Origin of the sequence: Enterobacter sp. ENT02 (genome assembly GCF_019219165.1) — a bacterium.
Taxonomy (GTDB): domain Bacteria; phylum Pseudomonadota; class Gammaproteobacteria; order Enterobacterales; family Enterobacteriaceae; genus Enterobacter; species Enterobacter mori.
In genome coordinates this window covers 26,216-51,507 of the sequence record NZ_JAHUWD010000007.1, presented here as the reverse complement: position 1 = coordinate 51,507, position 25,292 = coordinate 26,216, and the positions used below count along the sequence as shown (strand labels likewise).

Sequence of the window (25,292 nt, the reverse complement as noted above, 5' to 3'; positions counted from 1 at the left end):
CAACAGCGAATAAAAAGATGAATCTCAGCAGTACCATTAAATCCATTCAAGACATCATGCGTAAAGATGACGGCGTCGATGGTGATGCACAGCGTCTCGGCCAGCTCACATGGATGTTGTTCCTCAAAGTGTTTGACCAGCGCGAGGAGGAATGGGCCGATGATAATCCGGCGTATATATCTCCCTTGCCCAAAGAGTACCGTTGGCGTAACTGGGCAGCTTATATACCGGGGGCTGATGGCAAAAAGAAGCCACAAATTGCCGGTAGTGAATTGATCAGCTTCGTCAACAACGAGTTATTCCCGACGCTCAAAGAGATAGATGCAAACAAAAGCCCTCAGCACAAAGTCATCCGTAGTGTCTTTGAAGATGCGAATAACTACATGAAATCCGGCCCGCAGATGCTAGCTGTGATCGAGAAGCTGGAAGATGCTATAAATTTCCACGATTTTACTATCCGCGCAAACATTGGCGATGTGTACGAGCAATTACTCAACGATTTGCGCGGCGCGGGTAACGCAGGAGAATTCTACACTCCGCGCGCCATCACCGCTTTTATGGTTGATAGGATCAACCCGCGTTTAGATAAGCGTGAGACGGTTATGGACCCGGCCTGTGGAACAGGCGGTTTTTTGACCGCTGCCATAGAGCATTTCCGCAACCAACTCGCGACAATGAAATCACCGCGTCCTGAAGACAAACGCGCCATCGAAGCGCTAATCCTCGGTATCGAAAAGAAACAGTTGCCGCATCTGCTCTGCACAACCAACATGCTATTGCATGGAATTGACGTTCCCAGCCAGATCGAGCATAAAAATACCCTAGGTATCGGCTGGAACGAGTGGAAGGCCAGTGGCAAGGTTGACTGCATCATCACCAATCCTCCATTCGGAGGGTATGAAGATGATGGCGTGGGCAGCGACTATCCGGCTGATCTGCGCACCCGTGAAACTGCTGACATGTTTATGGCGCTAATCATCAAGAAACTGTTGAAGGAAAAAGGCCGCGCCGCAGTGGTATTACCCGATGGATTTTTATTTGGCGATGGCATCAAAGGCACGCTGAAAAAAATGCTGCTGCGCGACTGCAAATTGCACACCATCATACGTTTACCCAAAGGCGTTTTTGCACCGTACACCACCATCAAGACCAACCTGCTGTTTTTCACCAAAGGCAGCACTGTTGACGATGGCACCGAACACTTCCACACTGACACCATCTGGTTTTATGAACATCCCTACCCAACGGGCTACAAAAGCTACTCCAAAACCAAACCCATCCGGCTAGAAGAATTTGAACCCGAGCGAGACTGGTGGGGCTCGGAGGAAAACGATTTTGCCGACCGCGAAGAAAATGAATTCGCCTGGAAGGTTGATTTCAAAACCAAGCGTGAACAAGCTGAAGCCGCCGCACAACCGCACTGGCAACGCGCCGAAGAGCTAAACAATCAAGCTGTCGTGCTGGAAACCGAAGCAGGCGATTTACGCAGGAGTTTGGTAGGCACCATTGATGCTACCTACCGTGAAAAAATTGACTCGCAGATTGCCGAACTTCGCACAAAGGCCGAACTACTGCGCCTGCAAGCGCGGGAGGCTCAAGTTGCTGGAGATCGCCTCTACTGGCCTATCTTCAACCTTGACCTGAAAAATCCCAACTCGCCGGAAGAAGAAAACCTCGACCCAGACCTGCTGTTGGAGAAGTACAAAAAACTACTGGGTGAAATTGAAGAAACCGAAAATCAGCTTAAAAGTGAATTGGCCGCCGCGTTGGCGCATCACTTTGTCGGTGAGGATGCCTGATGGATGCTCAACAGTTTTTGGCAGAGTTTGGGCATATTGCCAATGCGCCAGGGGGAGTAGTTAAGTTACGTGAGCTAGTTCTTCAGCTTGCAATTTCAGGGCGACTTACTGAACGCGTTGCCAATGACACTAGCGCACTTGAGTTGATAGAAGATAACCAGAACTGTCAGAAAATCTTACTTGAACAAAAAAAACTCAAACGGAGACCATTCCCAGGGGCCGTCACGACAAGCGAACAGCCATGGATTCTGCCCAAGGGTTGGGCTTGGACGCGTCTGGGTTCAGTGACCAATTATGGTGACGCCCCCAAAGTAGAACTGAAGGATGTTAGCGAAGACACATGGGTTCTTGAGCTTGAAGATATTGAAAAAAATACTTCAAAGCTTCTGGCTAAGGTTTTTGCCCGCGATCGCCAGTTCAAAAGTATTAAAAATGGGTTCCCCAAGGGTGCTGTTCTGTACGGAAAACTTCGCCCTTATCTCGATAAAGTCTTGATTGCAGATTCATCGGGCGTATGTACGACAGAGATCAATCCAATTTCATTCTTTGCAAATATTGATGCGGGCTACTTACGTTGGTATTTAAAGTCACCTTTCTTCATTGCATATGCGAATGGTTCAACCCATGGAATGAACCTCCCTCGGTTAGGAACGGACGCGGCGCGAGATGCACTATTTGCTTTTCCCCCCTTAAAAGAGCAAGCCTGCATCGTCGCCAAAGTCAATGAGCTGATGGCCTTGTGCGACAAACTGGAAACACAGCAGCAAGCACGCCGCAAACTACAAAACTCACTGCGCCAGTCCATCCTGCAAGCCGTCTCCAGTGCCCCCAACCCGAACGAACTGCATGCCAATTGGACGCGCTTGGCCGACAATTTTGATAGGCTGTTTCATGCGCCGGAGGATGTTGCCGACCTCAGAAAATTGGTTTCAGAACTTGCTATTCGCGGTGTACTTGATATTTACAACGAGCCAACCGACGCATCAACAGTTGATGACTATTTGGCAGAACTAAGGAGAAAGAAGTCAGGCAAACGATTCGCAAAATCTGTTCAGCCAGATGAGGAATTTTCACTGCCAAACGGATGGCGCTGGGTTCTTTTAGAAGATTTGTTGTCTGACTCAGAATCAGGTTGGAGTCCTAAATGTGAAGCAGAGCCTCGGCGTGAAGGTGAATGGGGGGTACTTAAAGTTAGTGCCGTAACATGGGGAATCTTCGATCCGAACGAAAACAAACGTCTTCCACTTTCGCTTGAGGCTAGACCTGAGTGTACAGTAAGGCCTGGTGACTTCATTCTATCTCGCGCAAACACTGCTGAATTAGTTGCGCGGAGTGTTATCGCGCCTGATGACTGCCCAGAAAAACTTTTAATGAGCGACAAAATTGTCCGTCTAAATTTCCTAGACAATGATTTAAAACCATGGGTGAATTTGGTTAACAACTCGGTTTATTCTCGTGTGTACTATAAAGAACGAGCAACTGGAACTAGTGACTCGATGCGCAACGTATCACGCCAAGTTATTCATGAGTTACCGATTCCGCTTCCTTCTCTGAAAGAGCAGGAGCGTATTTTGCTCGCATTAAATCGTTTGCTTCACCATTGCGACTCATTAGAAAAACAAGCGGCTTCTCGCATCGAACTGAGTACCCAACTTGCGGCATGCACCATCTCGGGTCTCGCTGGTCTCACCATCGAACAACAAGAGGAACCCATGAAAGCCCCTCAAACCGAGCTGATCGCCCCACTACGTTTGGGCGCAGCACCCGACATCAAAGCCCAAGCACCGCTGGCCACCATTCTTGCCCGCCACCACGGCGAATTGAGCGCCAAGGATTTGTGGCAGCGCTTCGGCGGTGAGATTGATGACTTCTACACGCAGTTGAAAACAGAAGTAGCGCACGGCTGGATTCTTGAGCCCACGCCAGCTGAGGTGCGCGAAAAACCAACCAAAGCGGAGACCGCCTGATATGCAACTACGGCGTATCTTTATCCCAACTTTTCGCAATCTGCGCGAACTTGACATCACTTTCGCGACGCATTTGCAACCAACAACAAGTGCAACAGATGCACCACCCAAACCTATCCGTAGCCACGCCCTAATTGGTCAGAACGGCACAGGCAAGTCCAACCTGATCGAGGCACTGATAACCCTCTTTCGTGATGTGGATCTGGACCGCGAAGCGGCTTTTGATTACACGCTGGAATATAGTATTCGTGGTCATGGAGTACGCATTGAGGCTAATACCGCCAAGCAAAAACGCCCCTATGTGTGGGTGGATGGTAAAGCTGAATCACAAGGTTATTTGCTGAAAAACCGTGAGCTGCTGCCTGCGCATATTTTTGCTTATTACTCGGGCCGTAACGAGCGTATCGAAGCCTTGTTTCAAGAGCACCAGCGCCGATTCAACCAGCGCCAAGAAATCACTACAGATGAAGTGCTGTCTGAGCAACTGCTGGAGAACTTTACCGGCTCGGAGTCAGATATTCGCGCCGTCGAAGAAGCCAAGCGTCGTCACGAGTCGCGGTTGAAGCAAGCGGGAGATGACCGCCTGCGCCGCCTGTTTTATTGTCGCGGTGGCCATAGCCAACTGGTGCTGCTGGCCTGCCTGCTGTCTGACGATCCGGTGTTTCAAAAGGTGCTAAAGAACCTGCATATCGAGTCGCTGGAGTCCGCACTGTTTGTGCTGAAAGAACCATACCGCCTGCGTGAAAAGCGCCGTAGCGGCAAATTCGACCAGCAGGAACTGAACGAGGGAGACCCGCGCTTTTGGTATGCTCGTGGCAATGTGGTGAGTGAATTCCTCGATAAACTGTGGCAAGTAGCTTGGGCTCCTATTGAGCAAGAGGCGACCAAACAGATCGACTTCCGTGGTCGTACCGAAAAACAGAAGCAGCTGTACCTGTTCGTACCAAATCAGGAGAAACTTAAACAACTTGGTGAACTTGTAGGCAGTGCCGATAGCTTCTTCCGCTACGCTGAAGGTGCCTATATTGGTGACCTAATCGAAGAAGTGCGCATTACGGTGAAGAAGCGCGATGAACATGGCGGCAAGGTAAGCTTCACACATTTATCTGAAGGCGAGCTGCAAATGCTCACCGTGTTAGGCCTGATGCGCATTACCCGTGAAGACCAGTGCTTGTTCCTGCTTGATGAACCTGACACCCACCTAAATCCTATCTGGAAGTTGCGCTATTTCGACGATATCGAAGGCGTAATGAGTTCTGATACTGCAGTACCAGTAAGGAGCGAGTCGCAGATAATCATAACAACCCATGACCCCATGATGGTGGGTAGTCTGAAGCGTGAGCAAGTTTATATAATGCGTCGTGATAGTAACCGTACATTAGTTGATACCCCGGATGAGCACCCGCAAGGTATGGGCGTCACAGGGCTACTCAAGAGCGACTTGTTTGGTTTGTCGTCCACCCTGGATATCGAAACCGAGCGCCGTTTGTTCCGTCGGAATGAACTGTTCGTCCTCTCACCTCGCTCCCTCGAAGAGGATGAGGAACTGAGCCGTTTGTCAGCAGAGCTGGCTGACTTGGGCTTTTCGACCGCCGACTTCCGAGATCCCGATTACGCAATGTTTGTGCGCAAGATGGCGCAACATCGCCGTTTCCGCAAACCAGTACTCACACCAGAGGAACAGGCCGAGCAGGATACCATCGCCGATTTGATCATTGATGAGATTTTGCGAGAGGAAGGTGACCAATGATCTGGATTGACTTGGAGCACAAGCGACCTACCGATGCAAACATCCCGAACTGGGTACCATGGACCCAAGCAAAATGGGATGCTTGGTTGGCGAAATCGGCCCAACTAGTAGCTGCCTTGGCTGCCTTGGACGCAGAAGGTGAACGAAACGAACGCAACGCATTGATAGATGCCAACAGTGCGCACTGGGGTATACTGAAGGAATGGTTATTGGCCTTGTCAGCGGGTAAATGCTGGTTTTCAGAGGTACGCGAGCTGTACTCACATTACGATGTGGAGCATTTTCGGCCTAAGAAAGAAGCTAAGGCATTGGACACAAGCCTGCGTGATGGTTACTGGTGGCTGGCGTTTGACTACATGAATTTCCGCGTGTGCGGCAATGTCGGCAACCGTAAAAAAGGTGGGTGGTTTCCACTCAAGGACGGCTCACTTTGTTCTACCTACTTAGAGCCTTGTGAGGAATCCGAAACGCGTTATCTACTCGATCCGATTGATGACGATGACGTTGCACTTATCGCCTTCGACGAAGAAGGGAAGGTCATCCCTATGCCAGGTTCCTCTGCTTGGGAACAGGAGCGAGTCAATGAGACGGTAAAGCGACTCAAACTCAATGAACATCCCCCCCTGGCAGAAGCTCGCCGCAAAGTCTGGCAGCAAGTGGACAGGCTAATCGATGATTATACAAAAGCCAAAGCTCGCTGCAGAACAGGCAATAATCCAGTAGCCAAAGCGAAGTTGACCGAGGTTCGAGCTAGAGTGCGCGAAATGACCAGCACAACAGCTGAATTATCAGCTGTAGCTCGTTGGTGTTTGCTGGTGCGCAACGATCCACAGCTTTCTAGGTTGGTTGGGTGACGCGAATACATGATCAGCCTGAAGTCTCACTGAGCTTGGTAAATTCCTACTGGCTCAGTAAGTTAGCCAATCAACTTACCCGTCAGTGCATAGATCTCTTCATAGGGACTACTCTTACGTTTTAACCAGTCATTAATGCGGTAAGCTAACTCTTCTGCGCTGCATGCCCTGGATTTAATGGATATCTGACTTTCATGTTCGAGTATAAAGGCATAAAGCGCCGGTGCGACAGCTTCGGATAATGTAACTTTACTGGTAAATGTCTCGCTGCTTTCCACTTTCTTCGTCAGTATTCTGATAAGCTCATTTCTGATAAGAGCAGCTCCGCTTTTTTGCGCCGTGTTCTTCCCTCCCTGACTTGATTGTTCCTTCTTTTCTAAACGCAATCCTTCGTACATTGCAATGTCATACCAGGCCCTGAACTGTCCATAAAACTCATTTGCTTTGATTAACGCGTTGTAATACGGATACGACTTTTCCGGTGTGATGCAGTAGCGGGCAAGAAGAAAAAAGTAACATGCAAGCTCGAAGGCATTAATGTACCTTGGCTCGTCAAATATGCCATGCAGTAGATTGATCCCATCAAGGATCTTCTCTTCCGCGGCAAAATGCGTGTTTAATTTCTCCAAAAACAGGCTGAAATCGGGCTTCTTCTCCACGATCCACTGCTGGAGCTCAGTCATTTCCTCTGTGGCAATAATATTATCCTGAAACCTAGACAACAACTCTATCTGCCATGGGGTATATGCCCGCGTCAAGTGATGTATAAAACGTTGCTCAACTGGCGTAAACCCAAGCCAGATTTCACTCAATGTTTCCCCTTCGAGATTAACTGGAGGAGACGGATAAATCTTTCGAAAATGGTTAAGAAAATAATCGGCAGGCTCGGCTCCTGTTACGTCCCTGAACATCTTTTTTTTTCGCATATCCCTTCATTCTCAGTTTGGTTCGACTTAAGAATGACGTTACTGCCAGACCAGAACTTTCGTCAATAGTTGATGTATCGAAGGTGGGATGGTGGGGAAAAACGAGGAAAAAAATAAAATTGACTGCTAACGTTTACCCACCCTTTTTCACTTTTGTACTCTTGGTTCCGGAGCAGAGTGCTCCGGTGATCAACACAGAGGAACTAACCATGGCCAACCCGCCACAAGTAGAATATCCGGTTTACGAAAACCGGCATGAGAACGTACAAATTGGAATCCCACTTCCAAATGACGTTGAAAAACGAACCCGCTTTGCAATGGGCGATGACATCCTGCTCAGCATGAAAGACATCACCGCTCACAGTGGCCTTAGTGATAAGTATTACTATTCCCTTATAGCCCGTAAACTGTTTCCCCGGCCACTGAAAATAGGGCGTTCAAGCCGCTGGAGAAAGAGCGACTATGAAGCATGGCTAAATGAGCGAGACACCAATTGCAAGTAATCCAGGATATCATGTTGTTTATTGAAATGAATAGCATAAAGAGGATTATCTAAAACACGAGAAAAATACGAAACCCCATAATTGAAAAGTAAGCTATCTGTATCAGTCCGTTTATCACATTAACCTCGTGAGGGGATCGCCATGCCTGCTGCTGAGCAACAGGCAATTGTTATATGCTCTTTAAAAATAAGGGAACATTATCATGAACCTGCCTCAGCAGAATTATCAGGGGGCAACTCCTGATCAACAAGCCTCACCCAATAATTCCTATGAATTATCGCTATTTCCAATAAAGTCTCTTCCCAAAAAAATCTGTAATGCAGTCATCGCCACGAGTATAAATAAAAAAGTCTCTGTAGAGATTGCTGCCAGTTCGTTTCTGGCTGCTGCTTCTCTTGCCTGCCTCCCGCTGGTTGAAGTGATACCTGTACATACGAAGATCCCTGAGCCCGCCCTGCTCAATTTTCTGGTTATTGCCGGGTCCGGCAGCGGAAAGTCTACGGTGTTGAGAGCAGTTATGCAGGTCTTTCATGATTTTTCATCAGAGGTGAATGATGAATATAAAAATCTATTGAACCAATTCCATGTAGATAAAGAACTGTGGGAGGAAAATAAAAAAGCACTGGCCAGAAATTTACGACAGGCGACGTCCAGCAACTATGGTCGTGAAGATGCAGAAAGGGTCATGGAGGAGCACCTGAATGATAAACCGCAGAAACCTGTCCGGTTTAAATTCTTATATCAGGACATATCTAATAGCGAACTTATCAAAAGTCTTGGTGATAATCCTGATGCTGGTATTTTCTCCGAAGAAGCGGTGACATTTTTCAAATCCAGGGCTAAAAACGATCCGGGTATATTTAACCTCGGATGGGATGGTGCTCCATATTCATATCAACGTGACGGCGTGGATTGTGAAATCAACCTTCGCCTGATGTTTTGCCTAATGGTGCAGCCCGATATTTTCGATGAGTACATCACCAGGAACCAGACAACAGGGCGAGGGAGCGGTTTCCTTGCCCGTTTTCTGGCAGTCAAAGTCGATGGAGAATGTAAATATCAGGATGGCGATTTTAGTCATATGAATCGCGCCCTTGACGAATTTGATAACAGAGTCCAGGAGCTATTGGAACAGGCAAAGCAACGCTTTTATGATGGCAGCACTGATAAGCAACAACTCATTCTGTCACCTCAGGCCATTGCATTCATGGGCGAGAAACGCGCTGAAATGAAGCAGAAAATAAGTGAAGGAGGCCCATGGGAACATATTAATGATATTGCTCTTAAATCTGGTTCTAACGCGATACGGTTGGCTGCAATACTTCACTGCTTTGATGAGCAGTCAGGAAATGAAATATCGCTTTCAGTTATTGAATGTGCTCATAGAGTCATTGACTGGTATATGCAACAGGCTGGAATGGTGTTCTATAAAAATTCACGTCTTTTCCTTTTTGAAAAAGATGTGCTGGAAGTATACCACTGGATTCACAACAAAATGACGATAGAGGGAAGAGCGATAATTGCAAAGTCAGAAATTATGCGACTGGGACCAACTCATAAGGATAATAACCTCCGGTTAGCCAGTAAACTGGAACCCATATTGGAACAACTGGCATGGCAAAAGAGAATTTATTTGATTCAGAATTATAGAGGAGGTCCTGTTCATATCATCCTGCCTAATTCACTCGGTGTTTTTCAGAATCCAGGTGTGCGGCTAGACTTATTCCCTCATGGAGTCAGATGTCTTGAGCCCAGTTATGTGCCTGAAAGGGTAGCACTGAACTTACCTAATCTGACCTTCACCTGGTGAAGTCGGTGCTCATTATCGGATATTCGATATGATTATTTATTCATTCCGTATGCCAGTGCTTATAAAGATGACTGAGTGTTTTTTCATCAAAATGTGATCTACCATGGCTTCATGAGCCCTGATTCTTGCGAATTTTCGCAGAATCGCGGCTGTAGTTATGCCTGAAATTTTTGTTTATGGTCGAAGTTTGAGCGGGCGAGCCATTTGGGTGGTGATGTAGCATGATAGGCAAAGGCTTCACGATTGAATGGTTAGTCACAAGATCAGCATTCAGGAAGGCCCTTCATGGTGACCGTGGGATTACCAATAATTATCGAAGGGCCTCATTAAATATATCTGTCAGAGGAGGAGGTATACGATTAACCATGAGTGAATATTGAAGGTGAGTTAATGAAATAGTCTCTAGGTGTCTTCTGTCTCATTTAACCCATTATACATTATCTTATTGCTATTAATCATCACTACCTATTCTATCTGTAGATCATAACCATCAAGATTATTACCATGACACAATGTGATCGGAGTAATTGTAAAAAAGACATACTTAGACGTACAGAAGCCGGTAATGCAGGTCTTTGTGAATACCATTACCAGAGATTTAAGTCTAACCAGCAAAACAAAGAGAGGCGATTATTAAGTACCTGTCAGTATTGTGGGCAGTCTTTGGCAGAAACAAAAAATAAACAGTATTGTAGCGCAGCATGCCGTCAGAAAGATTCTCGTAAAGTATCTTCTGATAACACAGTAAGCATTCTGGATTCATCATACTGGCGACATATAGAAAAAACCATGAAACGCAACCCTCATTTATTAGATTCCATAACAGGCCTGGAGGATGTTTTGGATTATCATCATTTATACATTATTAAATCCCGCCATCAGCGAAGTTATGCTATTACTTCTGATGAAGGAGATAAAGGCATATTAAAACCGACACCTCTTCTTCAGCTTGCTATTTGTCATCAATACCCTAACAGTAAAGGAGGAGCTAATACGAGCAATAATCTGATGATTGCCCCTGAACTGATTAACCATAGGCTTAATGATACGATCCCTCATCAGCACCATGGTTTTCCTGGGATTAAATCAACGGGTGAATGTATTCCATTTAACGGAAGTTTGTATGATGGGCTGGTAGAGCAATATGGCGTATTAACGGTTAACGAAGAATTAAGCAGAATCACGCCTGTCAGACGGTTTCATGGTAATGCCCCAAAAGAGATTGAGTTTGGTGGCATTGAGCAACAGCTTCCATTGTTCACTCTGCTTTATGAGGAACTATGGCGTCTTGGACATCACAAGGTTTCAGAATGTCTGATGGAAATAAAACAACTATTTCACTGCTATCCACTTTATCTGGAGTTACTGGCGATTGTGGGCTTCTATGCGGTGTTATCCGGTGACCCCGATCGCATCATGGCGCTTTTATGCCGTGTTTTTAATAAATGCTTTAATAGTGCATCGTTAATGAATGAACCACACAAAAAATATCTCTCTCTGATGTATTGCTTCTTGCGTAAATACCTTCATCGCTACTTCAGCGTGGCAATAGACAACAGGGAGTCCGTGGTGACGTTTTACAATGGATTTTACTCACAGGAGATAATCGCGCCTGGAGACGCTGAAGATGAAGTTCTGTGTTATCGCTATTTCACAGGCATCAAACGTTCTGCCGCTGCCTTTTTCTATGTACCACCATGGAAGAAAACGCCAGCCGATTTATGGCTTCTTATGGGGGACGATCTGACTTTTGAGTAATAGGATTTTGGGGAGGGCTGGAGCGATAAAACTGGTCCCTGAATACAATTTTTTGAAATACTAACAAAACTTATTCCAGAAAATCTCACGCCCACATTACCTCTGTGAACAGCCGGAAGGGGACCTTTTCGGCTCTATCATTTCACAGGAGTAACCATGTCTGATTCCCCCGATACACTAGCCAGCACTGAAGCATTTCGATCACATCTTTCATTCTTACCCCAACACGCTTGTGACCGTATTCTTTCCAGACTCCAGCACGCTATTCATTACGAACCCGTAATCGGCATCATGGGTAAAACCGGTGCTGGTAAATCTTCTCTCTGCAATGCGCTGTTTCAGCAGCCGGTATGTCTGACCAGTGATCTCATGGCCTGCACCCGCGAACCGCAACGTCTGGTACTGACCGTTGGCGAACGTAGCATGACGCTGGTTGATTTACCGGGAGTGGGAGAGACACCTGAGAAGGATGAAACCTATCTCTCACTGTACCAGCAACTGCTTGCTGAGCTGGATTTGATTATCTGGGTGCTCAGGGCCGACGACCGTGCACGGGCAACGGATATCGCCACACATCGGGCTCTGCTAAACGCCGGTGCCGACCCATCGAGATTTCTGCTTGTACTGTCCCAGGCAGACCGGGTACCGCCAGTACCTGATAGCGATGAATGGCAGGCACTTCCTGATACAGAGCAATGCCTTTCTCTTGCCGTTATTAGCTCGCTGGTTGCCGGACAGCTACCGTCTTCTTTCCCGGTAATGGCTGTATCCTCACATACCGGCTACAACCTGTCATCTCTGGTGGAGCTGATGGTGCATGCCTTACCTGCACAGGCCAGTAGCGCGGTCTATCGGCAACTGAAATCCGAGCATAAAAGCGCTGAAAGCGACTCGTCCGTACGACAACGGTTTGGTGAAATGGCTGGTAGCGCCTTTGATTCCGTGATTGGCCCAAACTCGCTGCCGTCAGGCTGGCGGGCTTTGCTATGGCAGTTACGTGAAAAACTGGTGCAGCTAGCAACCGGTCTTTGGGACAAGTTTTTCAGTTGAAACCGGTAATTCATAGCCAAAAACCGCTGTTCAAAAAGCAGTATATTGATCTATAAAAACGATCAATAATGAAATATCGATCGTTTTTATCTATTAAAATATCGATAAATCATCCCTCTATTGATCGCTTTTACCTATCAAAAACAAGGGTATTTTCCTCACAGGAGTCTGACAGGCAGGGAAACAGGAATAACGACATGGACGCTAACCACACATCAGCGCTTTATCCGCTTGTTATCCCCTCGGACTATTCCTGATTAATCCACAAGGTGATATATGAAAATTCAGACAGTAATAGCAATTGTGTTATCTGCCGCTTCGGTATCGGCTCAGGCTGGTAATTGGTCAGTGAAAAACGGCTGGTGTCAGACCATGACCGAAAACGGTCAGGCGCTGGTAATGCTGAAAAATGACACTATTGGCATATTCGGACAGCTTCAGGGTTGCCCTAATGGTCCGCAGGAATTAATGGGGAGCCGCATTAGTGTCAACGGCAATATGGTTCCCACTTCCCAGATGTGCAATCAGCAAACAGGATTTAAAGCAGTTGAAGTCGAAGGGGGCCAGTCTACTACGGCAGCTAAAAAGGCGATTGTCTCCATTGCCAGCCAGGAGGTTTCAACCCTGCAAGTTTTTGGCGGACAAATGACTTTCACTCGTGGCGACATGATGAGCGTCTGCCCGAAATACGTCTCTGCTCTTCCCACCAGCACTGGGAGCAGTTCACCAGAGATAAATAAAGGTTCAGTAATGAAAGCAGCCAAACAGGCGTATACAAAAGAGTATGACAGCGAAACCGCTGAGGCCGCTGATTTTGGCAGCTATGAAGTGAAGGGAAATACAGTGGTATTTGAAGTCTACAATGCTGGATATCGAACCTACGACAAGGTAGTGGTCACTGTAGGCAATGATGGCAAGGCCACCAGTGCAAAAGTGGAATATATGGGTCGTTAACATATTCGAATAACGCCGTTAGCAGTATCAGAGGTCATGTTCTTTCGGGAGCATGGCCTTTTTCTTTTTATGCCGATGAATTCAGAAAAGGAGTTATCTATGCGCTTAGCTTCCCGCTTTGGCAGGGTCAATCTTATCCGTCGCGACCGCCCATTAACGCACGATGAAATGATGAACCACGTTCCCAGTGTATTCAGCGCTGAAAAGCATGAATCCCGTAGTGAACGATATACCTGCATTCCAACTATTACTCTACTTGAAAGCCTGCAACGGGAAGGTTTTCAGCCGTTCTTCGCCTGTCAGGCCCGTGTCCGCGATCCCGGTAAACGTGAGCACACCAAACACATGCTTCGTCTGCGTCGGGAAGGCCAAATCACGGGTAAGCAGGTGCCAGAAATCATCCTACTAAACAGCCACGATGGTTCAAGTTCTTACCAGATGCTGCCGGGATTATTTCGTGCGGTTTGCCAGAACGGGCTGATATGCGGTGAGAGTTTTGGCGAGGTGCGAGTACCGCATAAAGGAAACGTGGTAGAGAAAGTGATTGAAGGAGCTTATGAAGTGCTTGGGGTTTTTGACCGAATTGAAGAAAAGCGTGACTCAATGCAAAGCCTCATGCTTCCCCCTCCGGCTCAACAAGCATTTGCGAAAGCTGCGTTGACCTATCGTTTTGGAGAGGAGCATCAGCCAGTAACAGAAGAGCAAATCCTTGCGCCACGTCGCTGGCAGGACGAATCCAGCGATCTGTGGACCGTGTTCAATCGGCTACAGGAAAACCTGATAAAAGGTGGTTTGAGCGCTCGTACTGCCCAAGGCAAGCGTAGCCATACCCGCGCAGTGAAAGGGATCGATGGCGATCTGAAGCTTAACCGTGCTTTGTGGGTGATGGCTGAGCAAATGCAGCAGGCGCTGGGCTGAAGAGACTGCCGACTGAAAAAGGAGGATAAATGAGCACTGTAATATCACTGATACCCGCATCCGCTCCCGCCGTACCACTAGCCTTAACGCCATATGCACAGCGAACAATTCAAAGGGCCTTGAACCTGCTGGATAAACACCTGCGACAGCCCGGCGTGTCATTCCTCTCCGCAACCGAAACCCGTGACTGGTTGCGGTTAAAGATGGCTGTGCTGGAGCGGGAAGAGTTTGTCGCTCTGTTTTTGGATAACCAGCATCAGTTGCTGGCCTGCGAAACTCTGTTCACCGGCACCATCAACCATACTGAGGTCCATCCTCGCGAAATCGTAAAGGCAGCTCTGCGGCATAACGCAGCAGCGGTGATCCTCGCGCATAACCATCCCTCCGGCATGGCAGAGCCCAGCAGGGCAGACCGACTGCTCACCAGCAACCTGCAAAACACGCTGTTACTGGTTGATGTGCGGGTTCTCGACCATCTCATCATCGGCCACCGAGAGATCGTCTCGTTTGCCGAGCGGGGATGGCTATGAAAATCATCAGCAAGCGCCAAGCGATGATGCTTTACCGCCAAACGCCCGGTTCACGTCTGGCAACGTACTGTAAAGGTCGTTACCGCTGGACCGGTAGCGTCTGCCATTACACCGGTCGCCACGTCCAGGATATCAGCGGCGTACTAGCCGTTTTTGCTGAACGTCGTCAGGACCGCGACGGCCCGTATGCCATCCTGCGTAGCGTGACGCTACGATAAGTCTGGAATATCACGATGACTAAAGAACCTGTTCAGGAACACGTTTGGGGTTTGCACAGTCAAACCGTTCCATCACTCAGCGCCCGGTTAGTTCAGGAAGGTCGACGGCTGCATTTTCTGGCCGACCGCGCCACACTTCTCGGCGCATTCAGCCCGGAACAATCCGCAGCACTGGATGCGGTATTCCCGGCGTTTATCCGGGATATGGAAATCGCGCTGCTTAGCGGCAAACTTACCCCACGTGAGGTCAGACAATACACCTGTAGCCGAAACGGTTTTACCTGTGAGTCAGACACGCAGGGAAGCTGCGGTTACGTCTATATCGTTATCTATATCTGCTCCTCACAAAACGTTTTCTCTTAACCTCAGGATAGCCCTATGCAAACTTTCCCCGTACTGCCTTCACTGGCAGCAGCTTCATCACGTCTACCGCCGCTGGCAGCATGGCAAAAGCTGCTGACGTATCTGTTGGAACATCACTATGGTCTTGCACTGAATGACACCCCCTTTGGTGATGAAGACGTCATTCAGGAGCACATCGACCGTTCTTTATCGCCGATGGACGCCGTGAACTTCATTGTTGAGCGCTGTGCTCTGGTGCGCATAGATCGGAATGGTTTCAACGCTGAACAGCAGGAGCCGTATCTCACGCCGCTGGATGTATTCCGTGCCCGGCATGCTTGCAAATTGGCTCTGTCACAAATTCAGGAAGGGGGCACGCATTGATAACGGAATAAATATAAATGTGAAGGTTTCCCTGAGCCTTGATTTCCCAAGTTATATTTCTGCCCTCTCATCTGTTTATCCACTCTACGTGATGCGCCTTCCAACTCAAGGTGGGCGCATTTGATATTTACCTGTACTTTAACCAGCAGGAGGGCAGCATAGCCTATCAATATTTTCTCAACAAAATCCACTTGCGGGAGAGGATCAACCCTATGAAGGGATATTATTTTATAAACAATAAGTTAGTTGATTTGTATCATGCGTCTAGAGATTCTTGGGAGTATTCAAAAAATCTATAGCAGAGGAATGAAATGAACGAAAATGCAATGAAACTTGTTGAAAATACGATTAAAGACATGTTGCTAGGAAATACAGCAGTTACCTTTCTTTTCGCCTTTCCAATAGCTTATATAGCGAAACATGGGTTGATCTTGACACTATTGTCTCCTCCATCCCAAACCTTGCCTTGATAGCCATATCGGTGTTCTACTGGTGTGGCTTTATACCTACTTGCAATGTCTGTTTTTTGTACGGATTTTAACTTGTGGGTACAAGTGCGGGTGTAGCTATTTATCCATGCTTATAAACCACAATGATATCAGTATATTAGGTGTGAAATTCGAGTCCGGCCTTCGCACTCATCCTCTAAACACCTCCCTCCGATGCCACTCCACAAACCCTTCCCCTGGATAATTCCCTTTGACCATCGGCAAAGCAATCTGCTTACCAGCAAAATCCCAGAACAGCCGCCCAACAATTCCGCCCCCATTCACCGCCTCAGACACCAACACCCGCATACTCTCATCTAGTCCAATCGATCCCTTATCAAACGCCTTATGATGAATTGCACACAGCGCCAGCCCGTTGGTAATCTCACACGGCCCGCCAAACTGCTTCCACTTGATATGCGCGGCTTCAAGTCCAACAGAAGCGTTATCATGTCGCATGTTAAACCCGCAGATTGCACACCCATAGTTATAAGCTCGCAGCACCTGCTGGCGGAACAGCGGATCGCGAACCTTACGGATCTGTTGAATATCAAAACCCAACTCATCCGCGATCTCTTCCTGAATGCTTTCAGGAAAGTGCGCTTCAAGAATCTGCTGCGCCAGCGAGCCGATCAGATTTTTGTTCTTATTCAGCAGCGCAAAGTGTTCTTCATCAAACCCGCCTGCGACGTTATGTTCCACAAGTTCTTTAACAGGCGGTTGCTTACTGCCAGTGGTCGAACAGAACTCAGTATTCTTCAGATCCCAAAAACCGTCCCCTTTGAGCCGCCAGAAGGGCATATTTGGGTAATACGCCTTCCTCTGTGGGCCAAAGCGTTCTAGCAGGCTAAGCAACTGTTCGTGGACCTCAGTACCGTAATCAAACAGTCGCGCATGCCCCTGCTGATAGTTCGCCAGCACGTACAGAAGCAATAAAGGCTTATGCGGCGCACGCTGTTCGCCTTTGCGCCAGATAGTGATGTCGGCAATTGCCTGTTCGAGAGTTTTGCTGGAAGCCATCGCGTTACGGAAGAAGGTAAATAATTGCGATGATGCTCGTAAAACCCAGACCAATCAACCCGCAATCAACAAAACATGACCTTACCGCATCCAACCTTATTTCCTGAATCCCCCTCGCAAATTCCAAATTTCCTTTATACCAAACCACTGTATTTATATTCAGTCCTGTATAATGAGCACCAGAAATTACGCCGAACGGCAAAGGAAGTATCAAAGAGAATTTAACGAGGAATTCGCGATATGAAGGTGCTGCAACACCCCCATACCGCTAACCACAAACAACTAATCAGGAGTTGAAAATGGCTGTAACGAATTTTAAGCCAGAGTTTACTGTTTGCAAAACAGAATCAGACGCTTTCACTGGCATGATTGAAAACCGCGAGCTGGTACGCAAAAACAGCGCCCGCCGTCTGCACGGCAACCAGACCAATGCGGCACCCGTCCATCCACGCGCGGAAACGCCGCAGGACAGTGCAGCCTGCTGCGAACTCTATGCGCGCATAGACATGAAATACCTTCTTCTGGGCGGCGACTGGTTAACCCGTGCAGGCTTTATCAACGGCATGCCCGTGAAAATCCGCGCCATGAAAGACTGCATCGTGATTACGCCACAGCATACAAGAGAATTATGGGGATGCCTGGAAGGTATGAGCGTGGTGAATATAAATAAACAGAAAGTCGCGCAGTGGTTAAAAACATTTCCAGGGGCGTTGAATGATACGGGAGATATACCTATGGTGAAGCGCGGAACTGGTCTGGCAGAATAAGAATAATATCTAAAGTCTCCCTTCATTAATCCTGTAAAAGGATAAGTTAATACGGATGTGAATATACATGTCCGTATTTTTTCTTTTTTAAATTAATTATCTGTCTACGCTGGTGCACCCAATAAATCGGTTGTAACATTCTCCGCAAAGCAACAGGGAGGATTGCTATGCAGATTTGTAGGATGGATTACAACGATGTCTCCGTAGATGGAAGAAGGCTGAAACTACACGTTTATGGCGTTGGGACGTTTCCCGTTTTTTCAGGGATTGAACCTGTAACCAATATTGCTGAGTGCGCCTTTATCAGGAATGCTGCGTTACCAGTGGGTACGTACTGGATCGTTGATGCACCGGAAGGCAGTATTGCTAATCGGGTCGAGCGGTTTGTAAAAGACTTCAAGAACGGGACCGATCATTCTGAATGGTTCGGCTTGTTTAATGCATCGACCATGGCTGATAACGTATTTGTGAATGGGGTCGACAGAGGCTCATTTCGACTTCATCCATTGAGGCCGAATGGCGAGGGAGAGTCGTGGGGATGCATAACGTTCTATAATATCCCTGATTTTCAACTGGTCAGACAATCTTTGCTTGCACGTAAGAAGATTCGTGTTCCTGGTGGTAAAGGGTTGATGGCATATGGACGTATTGATGTGACAGGCAGGGCTGATTATGCTTCATGCAAAGTTAAAAAATAATATCCTGATTGGTCTGGCATGCCTCATTGCTTCCTTCTTTATCGTCCTGTTTCCTCTGGGAGGCTTGCTCGATTACTTATCTCAAGCCAGCAATGATTTTTTAAATCGCACCGGTTTGGGGTTTGCTGATGGTGAAGCAGACCCATCATTCCTGTGGGTGTTGGGGGGGATGATGGTCGTCGTTACCGTATTACTGATGAGCATCATCAGAAAGATATGCAACCTGAAGCAGGGATGAAATATTTCATAGCCGCTTTCTAAAACAATTAAGCGGCGTCATGCCAATCCCACACTCCTCCGCCCAACCTCAATCAACTCACCTCATCAAAACACCGGCACCCCCAGCCCAACTTTCACCTCCATCAACGTCGCCTGCGTCACCCCCTGCGCCCGTTCCGTCCCGCGCTTCAGCATCGCCATCAGCTCGCCTTTATCCTGCATATACATCGCCCGACGCTCCCGCATCGGCGCAATCAGCTCCTGCAAGCACGCCTCCAGCTCGTTCTTACAAACCCGATCCCCCAGTCCGCCCGCCTGATAATGCGCCTTCATTGCCGCCACTTTCTCCTTATCAGGATGAAGCGCGTCGAGATACGTAAACACCACGTTCCCCTCAATCTGCCCCGGGTCGCTCACCTTCAGGTGGTTCGGATCGGTGTACATGGCGCTGACCGCACGGTGGATCGTCTCTTCGCTGGCCGAAAGGTGCAGCGTGTTGCCGAGCGATTTCGACATCTTGGCGCTGCCGTCGATGCCGGGCAGGCGGCTGGTGTCGCTCAGCATCGCCTTACAGTGGCGCAGCACCGGGTCGGGCAGCAGGCTGTTCATCTTGTGCACAATCTCGTTGGTCTGCTCAATCATCGGCAGCTGGTCGTCGCCGACGGGCACGCACTCGGCCTTAAACGCGGTGATGTCCGCCGCCTGGCTGATGGGGTAGGCCATAAACCCGACCGGCAGCGAGCGGGCGAAGCCCTTCTGCGCAATCTCGTTTTTCACCGTCGGGTTACGCTCCACGCGGGCGACGGTGACGATGTTCATATACAGCATCGTCAGCTCGGCGAGGGCGGGCAGGGCGGACTGCAGGCAGATAGTGGTCAGGTTCGGGTCGATGCCGGCGGCGAGGTAGTCGGCCAGCACTTCGGGGATGTTGTCGCGAATTTTCTGCGGGTTGCTGCCGTTGTCGGTCAGCCCCTGCAGGTCGGCAATCAGCACAAACTGGTTGTGGGTGTGCTGGAGCGCCACGCGCTGGCGCAGCGATCCGACGAAGTGGCCGAGGTGCAGCGGGCCGGTTGGGCGGTCGCCGGTGAGGATGGTTTGCGGGTTCATAAAGACTCCTTAACGTTGTAATGCCGAAAGGGGTCTTGGAAATGTGAAAGCCGCCTTTCGGCGGCTATCTGAAAATGGGGAAAACTACTCCGTGCCGCCTTTAAGAAGGCAGCCACCAGCGGTTTACGGTGAGCACGGCGTGGTTTATGTTCATCTCTTTACCGTATCACGTCCGGCGCGAAAAACAAAAGGGCACGTCATGCTGCAATCACTCAACCACCTGACCTTCGCGGTCAGCGACCTGCAAAAAAGCGTCACCTTCTGGCACGAGCTGCTGGGGCTTGCGCTGCACGCCCGCTGGAATACCGGGGCCTATCTCTCCTGTGGCGATCTGTGGGTCTGCCTGTCGTACGACGAGGCGCGCCAGTATGTGCCGCCGCAGGAGAGCGACTACACCCACTACGCGTTTACCGTCGCGGAAGAGGATTTTGAGCCGTTCTCGCACAGGCTGGAGCAGGCGGGCGTCACCGTCTGGAAGCAGAACAAAAGCGAGGGGGCGTCGTTCTATTTTCTCGACCCGGACGGGCACAAGCTGGAGCTGCACGTGGGCAGCCTCGCCGCGCGGCTGGCGGCGTGTCGCGAGAAGCCCTATGCGGGCATGGTGTTTAGCTCAGACGAGGCTTGAGGCGCGTACCTTCAGCCTGCCCGCCAGCGTCACGTGCGTGGCGGCATCTTCCTGATTGCACAGGTACTCCACCGCCAGCCGTCCCAGCTCGCTGTAGGGTAGCTGGATACTGGTCAGCGGCGGGGTGAGCTGCTCGGAAATCTTCTGGTCGTCGTAGCCCGCCAGCAGCATGTCCTGCGGGATGCGCACGCCGTTCACCGCCAGCGCCTGATAGCAGCCAATCGCCAGCCAGTCGCTGGCGCAGAAGATGGCGTCCGGGCGCTCGGCCAGTTCCAGCAGGGAGGTGGTGGCGGTAAAGGACTCGCTGAACTGCCAGTTGGTCTGGCGCACCAGGCCGTCGTCGCACGCGAGTCCGGCCTGCTGCAGCGCCGCCCGGTAGCCTGCCAGACGCTGGCGGGAGGCCTCCATCCAGCTCTCGCCGGTGATGTGGGCGATGCGCGTGGCCCCGCAGGCGATGAGGTGTTTAGTCACCTGGAAAGCGTTGGCGTAGTCGTCCGGGATAAACGACGGCAGCAGCGGCGAGCCGGGGTCGCGCTGGTTGAGCAGCACCAGCGGGATGCGGGTGCAGTCCTGGAAGGCCGTCATGTCCACCAGCGTGGTGACCGGAGACGCGAGAATAATCCCAATGCAGTTACGCTTCTCCAGTTGGCGGATGATGTTCAGCGCCAGCTCGATATCGTCGCCGTAGTCGTACACGGTGAGCAACGTCTCGTTGCGCCACGCCGCTTCCCGCGCCTGGCTGATGGCGTCGATAAACGGGTCGAAGCTCTGCATGGAGCTCACCAGCAGGGCGATCTCTTCCTGGTTGCGCGGGGCGTGTACGGCGGGGAGGCGGTCATAGCCGAGCTCGGTAGCCACATTAATCACCCGCTGGCGGGTGTCGTCGCTGAGCTTGATGTTGCGGGACTGGTTAAGCACCAGCGATACCGTCGCCTGCGACACGCCCGCAGCCCGCGCAATATCGTTCATCGTCACTTTCGTTTTTCGCTTCATCCGTCCTCTCCCTTTCGCGACTTCGCATCATACCCTAACCGCACGCTTTAGCGCCGTCGATCACGTTTCTCATTCATCGAAGCGTGAACTTTGTGAGGGGCATCGCTTTTCTCAACGCCGTGATTTGCGCATTTATCCCGCAACTAATATTTATTAGCTAAATATTATCAGTAAGAGGACGCGTAATGAAAGAGCAGTGGAGCAGGGAGCAGGCACAGGCGTGGTATCAGCAAAAAGGCTGGCTGTGCGGGTTTAACTATCTGCCGTCGACGGCGGTGAACTGGACCGATATCTGGCAGAAGGAAACCTTCGATGCCGCAACCATCGAGCGCGAGCTGGGCTGGGCGGCGGAGGCGGGCTATAACACCCTGCGCATCAACCTGCCGTTTATCGTCTGGGAGCACGACCGCGACGGGCTGATGGCGCGCATCGACCGGTTTTTGACGATTGCCGACGGCCGCGGCTTCAGCACCATGCTGACCCTGATGGACGACTGCGGTTTCTCCGGCGACGAGCCGTACCTTGGCCCGCAAAAGCCGCCGGTGCCGGGCAAGCACAACAGCCAGGCGGCGGCGAGCCCGGGGCGCGATAAGGTGTGCGATCCCGACTGCTGGGCAGACATTGAACGCTATATCCGCGACGTTGTTCGCCAGTTCCGCGACGATAAGCGCGTGCTGCTGTGGGATCTCTACAACGAGCCGGGCAACCGCGGCATTTTCGCGACGGGCACGCAGGAGGTGCAGTACGACGCGAAGCTGGAGACCTGCGCTCACGAGTTAATGAAGCTGGCGTTCAAGTGGGTGCGTGAAGAAGATCCGACCCAGCCGCTCACCGTCTGCGCGTGGCGCCTGCCGCCGGAAGAGGAAGGCGAGACGTTCTTTCAGCATCCGCTGGACCAGACCGCGCTGGCGCTCTCGGACGTGGTGAGCTTCCACGCCTACACCCACACCGGGCGCATGACGGCGATTACCCAGCAGCTGCAACAGCTCGGCCGCCCGCTGTTCTGCACCGAATGGCTGGCGCGCCACGTGGGCAGCACCATTGAAGAGCAGCTCCCGCTGATGTACGCGGCGAAGGTCGCGCCGTACCAGTGGGGGCTGGTGCGCGGCAAAACCCAGACGTGGCTGCCGTGGCCGGTGGTGATGAAGGAGTCCACGGACTACTGCCGCCTCTGGTTCCACGACGTGTTCGAGGAGAACGGCATTCCGTTCTCGCGCCGTGAAATCGCCCTGATGCAGCAGCTGCGCAAGATCGCCCCGAAGGCACAAGGCTAATAATATCGACCCGGCGGCCGACCGCCGGGCAACCAGGCAGGCATATATCAATGGCAACGACAATGAAAATACCGTCTCGCGAGCTGTGGTCTTATTTTGGTTATGGATTAGGTCAGTGTTTTAGCTTTGGTTTAGTGGGTTCGTTTATTAACTATTTTTACACCGACGTGCTGGGGATCTCGGCGCTGGCGGCGAGCACCATCTTCCTGATTGCCCGAGCGTGGGACGCGGTTCACGATCCGCTGTTTGCCAGCATTATGGATACCATTAACAGCCGGTTCGGCAAGTTTCGCCACTTTTTGCTGATCGCCCCGCTGCTGATCACCGGCGTCACGCTGCTGTCGTTCTATAAAATCGAAGCGGACATGACCACCAAAATCCTCTACGCCGGGGTGACCTACATCCTGTGGGGGACGCTGTACGCCATCTCCGATATCCCGTTCTGGTCGATGTCGTCGGTGATGACCAACGACTCCGCCCAGCGCACCCGCGCGGTGACGGCGGCGATGCTCGGGGTGAACGCGGGGATTGCCTGCGCCAATATCTTCTTCCCGAAGCTGGCGGCGTTCTTCGCCCAGTACAGCAACGATAAAGGCTACTTTATGGCGGCGCTGGTGATGATGCTGGTGGGCCTGCCGCTGATGCTCAACGGCTTTATGCAGATCAAAGAGCGCGTGCCGCCGAGCCCGGAGAAGGTGACCATCCGCGACACCTTCCACAACCTGCGCCAGAACAAGCCGCTGTTTATCGTCCTGCTGTCGTTCTTCTTCTGCGTGTTTCACAACGTGGCGGGCGGGCTGTATATCTACTTCTTTATCAACAACCTGGGCGACGGCAGCCTGCAGATGGCGATTGGCGTGATGGGAATTGTGGCGGCGGTGCTGTGCCTGGTCGCGCCGATGCTGACGCGCCGGATGCAGAAGCGAAAGCTGTTTATGATCCTCTGCGGGCTGGACGTAGCGGTGCGCGTGGTGATGTGGTTTGTCGGGTATCAGCAGGTGACGATGCTGTTTATTCTGCTCGGCCTGAGCACGCTGTTCGTGATGATGACCAACATCCTCACCTCGTCGATGATTGCCGACACCATCGAGTACGCGGAGTACCACACCCACAAGCGCTGCGCGGCGATCACCTTCTCCGGGCAGACCTTTACCGGCAAGATGTCGGTGGCGGTGGGCGGCGGGTTAATCGGCGTGTTTCTGACGATGATCGGCTACGTGCCGCAGGCGCAAATCCAGAGCGAGGGCGTGCTGTCGGGGCTGTTCTTCGGGATTTGCCTGCTGCCGGCGATTGGGTCGCTGATCCGAATCGTGTTTATGTCGCGCTTTACCTTCACCGAGGAGAAGCATGCCGAGATTTGTCGGCTGCTGGCGGAGCGGAACGCGTCTGCGAAAGCGCCGGGTGGCGGCTGCGCCTTACCCGGCCTACAGGACCAGCCCTTGTAGGCCTGATAAGCGAAGCGCCATCAGGCTTCGCATTTAAAGCATTACAGCGACTTCACAAACGCCAGCAGATCTTCGTTGAGCTGGTCCTGGTGGGTCAGCGCGAAGCCGTGCGGCGCGTTGTCGTACACCTTCAGCGTGGCGTTTTTGATCATCTCTGCCGCCAGCTTGCCAGTGCTTTCAAACGGCACGATCTGGTCGTTGCTGCCGTGGATCACCAGCGTCGGCACGTCGATTTTCGCCATATCCGGGCGGAAGTCGGTTTCGCCGAACGCGGTCACGCAGTCGATGGTGCCTTTTAGCGACGCCAGCAGGGCGATGTTCAGGGTCTGGGTCAGGGCACCGGCAGAGACGGTCTGCCCGGCGTTGATGCCGTAGAACGGCGTCGCGAAATCGCTGATGAACTGGGCGCGATCTTTACGCAGCCCGTCGCGAATGCCGTCGAATACGCTCTGATCCACACCCTGCGGGAAGGTATCGGATTTGCCGAAGATCGGCGTCACCGCGCCCAGCAGCGCCAGACCGGCGACGCGCGCGCTGCCGTAGTTGTTAATGTAGCGCGTCACGTCGCCGCCGCCCATGGAGAAGCCCACCAGCGTCACGTCCTGCAGGTCCAGGGTGGTAATCAGGTCGTTGATGTCGGACGCAAAGGTGTCGTAGTCGTAGCCGTTCCACGGCTGATCCGAGCGGCCAAACCCGCGACGGTCAAAGGCGATGGCGCGGAAGCCGCGCTCGGCCAGGTAGTTCAGCTGGCTGTCCCACATGTCGCCGTCCAGTGGCCAGCCGTGGCTGAAGAGAACCGGTTTGCCCGCGCCGCAATCTTTGTAGTAAATCTGCGTGCCGTCTTTTGCCTTAAACGTTGCCATAGTGTGTTCCTGTGCAGGTGATGATTATGG

At 50.9% G+C, this 25,292-nt stretch carries 25 protein-coding genes; 20 read left to right on the top strand and 5 right to left on the bottom strand.

Annotated features, from left to right (window positions below; all coding sequences use genetic code 11):
- The first annotated feature begins 17 nt into the window (after positions 1–17).
- The 4 genes from KW829_RS18515 to KW829_RS18500 are packed head-to-tail and all read left to right on the top strand — an operon-like array spanning position 18 to position 6,370.
- The gene (locus KW829_RS18515; protein ID WP_218308791.1) at positions 18–1,799 is read left to right on the top strand and encodes an N-6 DNA methylase; all 1,782 of its coding nucleotides are present in this window, start codon (positions 18–20) and stop codon (positions 1,797–1,799) included.
- The gene (locus KW829_RS22965; protein ID WP_256350675.1) at positions 1,799–3,766 is read left to right on the top strand and encodes a type I restriction endonuclease subunit S; all 1,968 of its coding nucleotides are present in this window, start codon (positions 1,799–1,801) and stop codon (positions 3,764–3,766) included. Before KW829_RS18515 ends, KW829_RS22965 begins: the two co-directional genes overlap by 1 nt.
- Position 3,767: 1 nt before the next feature.
- Positions 3,768–5,516 (top strand): AAA family ATPase, encoded by a 1,749-nt coding sequence (locus KW829_RS18505; protein ID WP_218308790.1) that lies wholly within the window; start codon positions 3,768–3,770, stop codon positions 5,514–5,516.
- Positions 5,513–6,370 (top strand): hypothetical protein, encoded by an 858-nt coding sequence (locus KW829_RS18500; RefSeq protein WP_218308789.1) that lies wholly within the window; start codon positions 5,513–5,515, stop codon positions 6,368–6,370. The genes KW829_RS18505 and KW829_RS18500 overlap by 4 nt, the downstream gene beginning before the upstream one ends.
- 62 nt (positions 6,371–6,432) lie before the next feature.
- Here the strand turns inward: KW829_RS18500 and KW829_RS18495 are convergent, their stop codons facing one another.
- Positions 6,433–7,296, bottom strand: a complete 864-nt coding sequence (locus KW829_RS18495) for a hypothetical protein (RefSeq protein ID WP_218308788.1) — start codon at positions 7,294–7,296, stop codon at positions 6,433–6,435.
- Between the two features lie 209 nt (positions 7,297–7,505).
- Between KW829_RS18495 and KW829_RS22960 the strand changes: the two genes are divergently transcribed.
- From KW829_RS22960 to KW829_RS18445, 10 genes are all read left to right on the top strand, one after another.
- Positions 7,506–7,799, top strand: a complete 294-nt coding sequence (locus KW829_RS22960; protein WP_256350674.1) for an AlpA family transcriptional regulator — start codon at positions 7,506–7,508, stop codon at positions 7,797–7,799.
- Positions 7,800–8,001: 202 nt separating this feature from the next.
- Complete coding sequence (locus KW829_RS18485; protein WP_218308787.1) at positions 8,002–9,609, top strand: YfjI family protein; 1,608 nt, start codon at positions 8,002–8,004, stop codon at positions 9,607–9,609.
- 789 nt (positions 9,610–10,398) lie between these two features.
- Positions 10,399–11,367, top strand: a complete 969-nt coding sequence (locus KW829_RS18480) for a hypothetical protein (RefSeq protein ID WP_218308786.1) — start codon at positions 10,399–10,401, stop codon at positions 11,365–11,367.
- Between the two features lie 156 nt (positions 11,368–11,523).
- Positions 11,524–12,417, top strand: a complete 894-nt coding sequence (locus KW829_RS18475; protein WP_218308785.1) for a GTPase family protein — start codon at positions 11,524–11,526, stop codon at positions 12,415–12,417.
- 276 nt (positions 12,418–12,693) lie between these two features.
- Positions 12,694–13,371: a hypothetical protein gene (locus KW829_RS18470; protein ID WP_218308784.1), complete on the top strand. Its 678-nt coding sequence runs from the start codon at positions 12,694–12,696 to the stop codon at positions 13,369–13,371.
- 99 nt (positions 13,372–13,470) lie between these two features.
- On the top strand, positions 13,471–14,289 hold the full coding sequence (locus KW829_RS18465) for a DUF932 domain-containing protein (RefSeq protein ID WP_058690954.1): 819 nt from the start codon (positions 13,471–13,473) through the stop codon (positions 14,287–14,289).
- A 29-nt stretch (positions 14,290–14,318) separates the two neighbouring features.
- Entirely contained in the window at positions 14,319–14,819 is a 501-nt protein-coding gene (gene radC / locus KW829_RS18460) for a DNA repair protein RadC (protein ID WP_050555520.1), read from the top strand.
- Positions 14,816–15,037 carry a DUF987 family protein gene (locus tag KW829_RS18455; RefSeq protein ID WP_007791078.1) on the top strand — a complete coding sequence of 74 codons (222 nt, stop codon included), beginning with the start codon at positions 14,816–14,818 and terminating at the stop codon, positions 15,035–15,037. The genes radC and KW829_RS18455 overlap by 4 nt, the downstream gene beginning before the upstream one ends.
- Before the next feature lie 15 nt (positions 15,038–15,052).
- On the top strand, positions 15,053–15,400 hold the full coding sequence (locus tag KW829_RS18450; protein WP_218308783.1) for a type IV toxin-antitoxin system YeeU family antitoxin: 348 nt from the start codon (positions 15,053–15,055) through the stop codon (positions 15,398–15,400).
- 15 nt (positions 15,401–15,415) lie between these two features.
- Positions 15,416–15,763 carry a TA system toxin CbtA family protein gene (locus tag KW829_RS18445; RefSeq protein ID WP_218308782.1) on the top strand — a complete coding sequence of 116 codons (348 nt, stop codon included), beginning with the start codon at positions 15,416–15,418 and terminating at the stop codon, positions 15,761–15,763.
- A gap of 638 nt (positions 15,764–16,401) precedes the next feature.
- On the opposite strand, the gene KW829_RS18440 is transcribed toward KW829_RS18445, so the two are convergent.
- A complete protein-coding gene (locus KW829_RS18440; RefSeq protein WP_218308781.1) occupies positions 16,402–17,271 on the bottom strand; it encodes a phosphorothioated DNA-binding restriction endonuclease in 870 nt (289 codons plus the stop codon).
- Positions 17,272–17,570: 299 nt separating this feature from the next.
- On the opposite strand from KW829_RS18440, the gene KW829_RS18435 reads away from it, so the two are divergent.
- The 3 genes from KW829_RS18435 to KW829_RS18425 all read left to right on the top strand — a co-directional run bounded on the left by KW829_RS18435 (position 17,571) and on the right by KW829_RS18425 (position 18,974).
- The gene (locus KW829_RS18435; protein ID WP_218308780.1) at positions 17,571–18,038 is read left to right on the top strand and encodes a SymE family type I addiction module toxin; all 468 of its coding nucleotides are present in this window, start codon (positions 17,571–17,573) and stop codon (positions 18,036–18,038) included.
- A gap of 167 nt (positions 18,039–18,205) precedes the next feature.
- The gene (locus tag KW829_RS18430; RefSeq protein WP_063428676.1) at positions 18,206–18,736 is read left to right on the top strand and encodes a DUF2778 domain-containing protein; all 531 of its coding nucleotides are present in this window, start codon (positions 18,206–18,208) and stop codon (positions 18,734–18,736) included.
- Entirely contained in the window at positions 18,711–18,974 is a 264-nt protein-coding gene (locus KW829_RS18425) for a hypothetical protein (protein ID WP_218308779.1), read from the top strand. Before KW829_RS18430 ends, KW829_RS18425 begins: the two co-directional genes overlap by 26 nt.
- An 86-nt stretch (positions 18,975–19,060) precedes the next feature.
- Here the strand turns inward: KW829_RS18425 and trpS are convergent, their stop codons facing one another.
- Positions 19,061–20,062, bottom strand: coding sequence for a tryptophan--tRNA ligase (gene trpS, locus KW829_RS18420; RefSeq protein WP_218308778.1), 1,002 nt, complete (start codon positions 20,060–20,062; stop codon positions 19,061–19,063).
- A 199-nt stretch (positions 20,063–20,261) separates the two neighbouring features.
- Between trpS and fosA the strand changes: the two genes are divergently transcribed.
- Positions 20,262–20,687 carry a FosA/FosA2 family fosfomycin resistance glutathione transferase gene (gene fosA, locus KW829_RS18415; protein WP_218308777.1) on the top strand — a complete coding sequence of 142 codons (426 nt, stop codon included), beginning with the start codon at positions 20,262–20,264 and terminating at the stop codon, positions 20,685–20,687.
- On the opposite strand, the gene KW829_RS18410 is transcribed toward fosA, so the two are convergent.
- A complete protein-coding gene (locus tag KW829_RS18410) occupies positions 20,673–21,680 on the bottom strand; it encodes a LacI family DNA-binding transcriptional regulator (protein WP_061099382.1) in 1,008 nt (335 codons plus the stop codon). The two genes, fosA and KW829_RS18410, sit on opposite strands and share 15 nt — an antisense overlap.
- Before the next feature lie 185 nt (positions 21,681–21,865).
- On the opposite strand from KW829_RS18410, the gene KW829_RS18405 reads away from it, so the two are divergent.
- Together KW829_RS18405 and KW829_RS18400 are read left to right on the top strand one after the other, a co-directional pair.
- Positions 21,866–22,954 (top strand): cellulase family glycosylhydrolase, encoded by a 1,089-nt coding sequence (locus KW829_RS18405; protein ID WP_218308776.1) that lies wholly within the window; start codon positions 21,866–21,868, stop codon positions 22,952–22,954.
- Between the two features lie 50 nt (positions 22,955–23,004).
- Positions 23,005–24,399: an MFS transporter gene (locus tag KW829_RS18400; RefSeq protein ID WP_202761196.1), complete on the top strand. Its 1,395-nt coding sequence runs from the start codon at positions 23,005–23,007 to the stop codon at positions 24,397–24,399.
- Positions 24,400–24,440: 41 nt separating this feature from the next.
- On the opposite strand, the gene KW829_RS18395 is transcribed toward KW829_RS18400, so the two are convergent.
- A complete protein-coding gene (locus KW829_RS18395; protein ID WP_014830493.1) occupies positions 24,441–25,262 on the bottom strand; it encodes an alpha/beta fold hydrolase in 822 nt (273 codons plus the stop codon).
- Between the last annotated feature and the right edge of the window lie 30 nt (positions 25,263–25,292).